The organism is Micromonospora sp. M51 (genome assembly GCF_018070305.1).
GTDB lineage: Bacteria > Actinomycetota > Actinomycetes > Mycobacteriales > Micromonosporaceae > Micromonospora > Micromonospora parva.
Map to the genome: position 1 here is coordinate 1 of NZ_JAGPXZ010000630.1, position 3685 is coordinate 3685.

4 protein-coding genes and 1 riboswitch are annotated in these 3685 nt (G+C 70.8%); of the genes, 3 read left to right on the plus strand and 1 reads right to left on the minus strand.

Translation table 11 applies throughout. The features are described 5' to 3' along the window. Positions 1 to 277 precede the first annotated feature (277 nt). Entirely contained in the window at positions 278 to 583 is a 306-nt protein-coding gene (locus KBX53_RS25910) for a helix-turn-helix transcriptional regulator (RefSeq protein WP_210862139.1), read from the minus strand. 91 nt (positions 584 to 674) lie between these two features. Here KBX53_RS25910 and KBX53_RS25915 point away from each other — a divergent pair, with 91 nt between their 5' ends. The 3 genes from KBX53_RS25915 to KBX53_RS25925 all read left to right on the plus strand — a co-directional run. After that, the gene (locus tag KBX53_RS25915) at positions 675 to 1637 is read left to right on the plus strand and encodes a DMT family transporter (RefSeq protein WP_210862140.1); all 963 of its coding nucleotides are present in this window, start codon (positions 675 to 677) and stop codon (positions 1635 to 1637) included. A 67-nt stretch (positions 1638 to 1704) separates the two neighbouring features. Continuing rightward, positions 1705 to 1840: riboswitch (SAM riboswitch) on the plus strand. Between the two features lie 10 nt (positions 1841 to 1850). Continuing rightward, positions 1851 to 3137: a threonine synthase gene (gene thrC, locus KBX53_RS25920; RefSeq protein ID WP_030327808.1), complete on the plus strand. Its 1287-nt coding sequence runs from the start codon at positions 1851 to 1853 to the stop codon at positions 3135 to 3137. A gap of 252 nt (positions 3138 to 3389) precedes the next feature. Beyond that, on the plus strand, positions 3390 to 3685 hold a 296-nt coding region (locus tag KBX53_RS25925), incomplete at its 3' end, for a GNAT family N-acetyltransferase (RefSeq protein ID WP_210862141.1).

A 3685-nucleotide genomic window follows, 5' to 3' on the forward strand; every position in this document is an offset into this window, starting at 1 on the left:
TGACCGCACCCGTGCCGCGTCGCCCGGGCCTCGACGAGGCGGCCCCGGCGACGCGCCGGTCAAGGGCGGTCGTCCGCAGCCCCGGCTCTGTGCCCGGCGCGCCGGCCTGGCTCTGTGCCCCGCGCGCCGGCCCGGCTCTGTGCCCCGCGCGCCGGATCCCAGCTGGGCGCTGATGTCGTAAACGATTCAGCTCCAAAGCGTGCGCGAATGGTAGGTGTCACCCGCTCCGCAGCCGTGACCGTCAGCGACACGTGCGGGAGGGGCCGAGGCGGGAGCGTCAGGCCGGTCGGTGGTGGGCGAGGACCGCGTCCAGCAGGCCGGGGTAGAGCTTGTCCAGCTCGTCGCGGCGCAGCCGGACCAGCCGGCTCGTGCCGGCGGCGCGGGTTCGGGTCAGGCCCGCCTCGCGCAGCACCTTGAGGTGGTGGCTGCGGGTCGCCTTGGAGACGCCGAAGTCGAAGCTGCCGCAGGGGGACTCGCCGCCCTCGGCGAGCGCCCGGACGATCTGTAGCCGCACGTCGTCGGCGAGCGCGGCCAGCACGCTGGTGACCGGTACGGCGGTCAGGTCGGGTTCGTGCGGCTCCATGTGACCAGTGTAACCGTTGTTCGACAAGAGTCGAACAAGCTCCTACTGTCGGTGTCGTTGGTTCGACGATACTCGAACATTGGAGTTGCCGATGCGATCCCGCGCCACCGCTTACCCACTGGTCGCCGTGCTCGGCTGGGGCGTGATGTTCCCGATCCTGGCCAGCGCGCTCGACCGGGTCGACCCGCTCAATTTGACCACCGCGCGCTACCTGCTGGCCGCCGTCGTCCTGGTCGCCATCCTGCTGCTCCGCGAGGGGGCCGGCGCGCTGCGGCACGGTGGAAGGGCGCTGGAGGTGGTGGTGCTCGGCGTGGTCGGCTTCGCGGGGTTCAACCTCCTCACCAACCTGGCGCTCGAACACGCCGCCCCGCAGCAGGTCTCCCTCTTCGTGGCCACCACCCCGGTGATCACCCAGCTCGTCCGCTGGGCTCGCGACGGCGTACGCCCGAAGCCGCTCCTGCTGGCCCTCTCCCTGGTGGCGCTCGTCGGAGTCGGCCTGGTGATCACGCGCGGCAGCCTGGCCGGGCTCGGCCAGTTCGGCCTCGGCGGGCTGATGATGATCGGCGCGGTGCTGGGCTGGGCCATCAACACCCACGGCGCCAGCCGGTTCGGCGAGTGGACGCCGCTGCGCTTCACCACACTGACCGCGCTCGCCGGCACGGCCGCCATGCTCGTCCTGAGCATCGGCGCCGACGCCGTCGGCTGGCAGCACGCGCCAGGCGCCGCCGACCTCGTGGCGGTCACCCCGCAGCTGGCGTACGCCGTCGTGGTGGGTGCCGTCATCGCGGTCCTGGCCTGGAACACCGGCGTGCAGCGACTCGGTGCCGCCAACGCCGCGCTGTTCATGAACCTGGTTCCGGTGACCACCTTCGCGGTGCAGATCGCCCGTGGCTACCGCCCGGAACCCGTCGAACTGGTCGGGGCCGCCATCACGATCGCCGCCCTGATCGCCGCGAATCTCGCCGCCCGCCCCCGGACCACGCCGCTGCCCCAGTCGGGTGCGGTGACGGACCCGATCGCGGTGACCGACCCGGTGGCCGTGAACGCCCGCTGACCCACTCCCTGGGATTCGCCCTGGAGGCCGCGGCCAGCTTTGCCTAGACTCGGCGGCACAACTGAATACCTCATCCAGAGGGGCTGAGGGATACGGCCCGACGACGCCCCGGCAACCACCCCGCGCGCTCACCGCTGAGCGACCCGCGGGGCAGGTGCCAATTCCGTCCCCGCCGCACGGTGCGATGCGGGGAAAGATGAGAGGACTCTCGACATGACGTCGACGCTCGTCAGCTCCGGCATCGACACCTCTGCCAGCCCGGCCCGCGCCCTGGTCTGCCGCGCCTGTTCGGCCCGCTACCCGCTCGCCGCCCAGCACGCCTGTTACGAGTGTTTCGGCCCGCTGGAGGTCGACTACGACACCTCCGCGCTGGCCACCGTCACCCGCGAACAGATCGAAGCCGGCCCGGACAACATCTGGCGGTACGCCGCACTGCTGCCCGCCGGTCAGGACCCGGCCAGCCGGGTCACCCTCGACCCGGGGCTGACCCCGTTGGTGGCGGCCCCGCACCTCGCCGCCGAGTTGGGCATCACCGCGCCGCTGTGGGTCAAGGACGACAGCGCCAACCCCACCCACTCGTTCAAGGACCGGGTCGTCTCGGTGGCGCTCACCGCCGCCAAGGCGCTCGGCTTCACCCGGTTCGCCTGCGCGTCGACCGGCAACCTGGCCAACTCGGTGGCCGCCCACGCCGCCCGCGCCGGCGTGCCCTCGGTGGTCTTCATCCCCAGCGACCTGGAGCAGGGCAAGGTCATCACCACCGCCGTCTACGGTGGCGAACTGGTCGCCATCGACGGTTCGTACGACGATGTCAACCGGCTCTGCGGCGAGCTGGTGGAGACCGACGAATTCGAGGACACGGCGTTCGTCAACGTGAACGTCCGGCCGTACTACGCAGAGGGTTCCAAGACCCTCGGCTACGAGGTGGCCGAGCAGCTGGGCTGGCGGATCCCGGCGCAGGTGGTCATTCCGATGGCCAGCGGCGAGCTGCTCACCAAGATTGACAAGGCGTTCTCCGAGCTGGTCGAGATCGGCCTGGTCGAGGCGCCGGCCGGCGGCTGGAAGGTCTTCGGTGCGCAGTCCGCAGGCTGCAACCCGATCGCCACCGCCCTGCACGGCGGGACCGACACGATCATCCCGGTCAAGCCGACCGGCATCGCCAAGTCGCTCAACATCGGCGACCCGGCAGCCGGCCTCTACGCCCTGGAAGCGGTCCGCCGCACCGGCGGCTGGATGGAGTACGTCGACGACGACGAGATCCGGGCGGGCATCCGCGACCTGGCCCGCACGACCGGGGTCTTCGCCGAGACCGCGGGTGGGGTGACAGTGGCCGTGCTGCGCAAGCTGGTCGAGTCCGGTCGGCTCGACCCGTCGGCGGAGACCGTCGTGTTCAACACCGGCGAGGGTCTGAAGACCATCGACGCGGTGGCCGGCCAGGTTGGCCCGACCCACCACATCAAGCCCTCGCTGCGTGCCGCCCGCGACGCCGGCCTCCTCGGCTGACCCACGGGCCAGGTCGATCAGCCAGTAACTGGGTTTTCGCTGTGAGTGTGGAAAACCCGCCGCTACGGACTTGACGGCAGGAACCGGACGGCGCAAGATGCTCCGTGCGGGAGGGCATTTCGCCGAAGACTTTTGAAGTTCTTGCGACCCAACGCCGGAGGCGTTGTGCGAGTGTCCCTCCCGACCACGTTCGATCGGGCCAGCGATTAATTCGCTGGCCCGATCGCTTTTGCCTGGTGCACCCTCAGCGCAATGAGCATCACTATCGCGTCGTTCGACGGCGCCGACCGGACCGCGGTCGACGAGGCGTACCGGATCGGGTCAGCGGTCAACCACGCCGACCTGCCGGACTTCCCGCCCTCCTGCCGGCGCCGCTTCGACGCGCTGTTCCACACGCCGATGCCCGGCACCCGGTCACTCTGGGCGCTGGCCCGACTGGACGGCGTGCCGGCCGGCTACCTCCAACTGGACCTGCCGCAGCTCGACAACACCGACAACGCCACCGCCGACCTGCTGGTGCATCCCCAGCTGCGGCGTCGTGGAGTCGG

What these genes read in the sequence shown, in the direction of transcription:
- thrC (WP_030327808.1), top strand. Translation starts at nt 1,851, where the DNA reads ATGACGTCGACGCTCGTCAGCTCCGGCATCGACACCTCTGCCAGCCCG.
- KBX53_RS25915 (WP_210862140.1), top strand. Translation starts at nt 675, where the DNA reads ATGCGATCCCGCGCCACCGCTTACCCACTGGTCGCCGTGCTCGGCTGG.
- KBX53_RS25910 (WP_210862139.1), bottom strand. Translation starts at nt 583, where the DNA reads ATGGAGCCGCACGAACCCGACCTGACCGCCGTACCGGTCACCAGCGTG.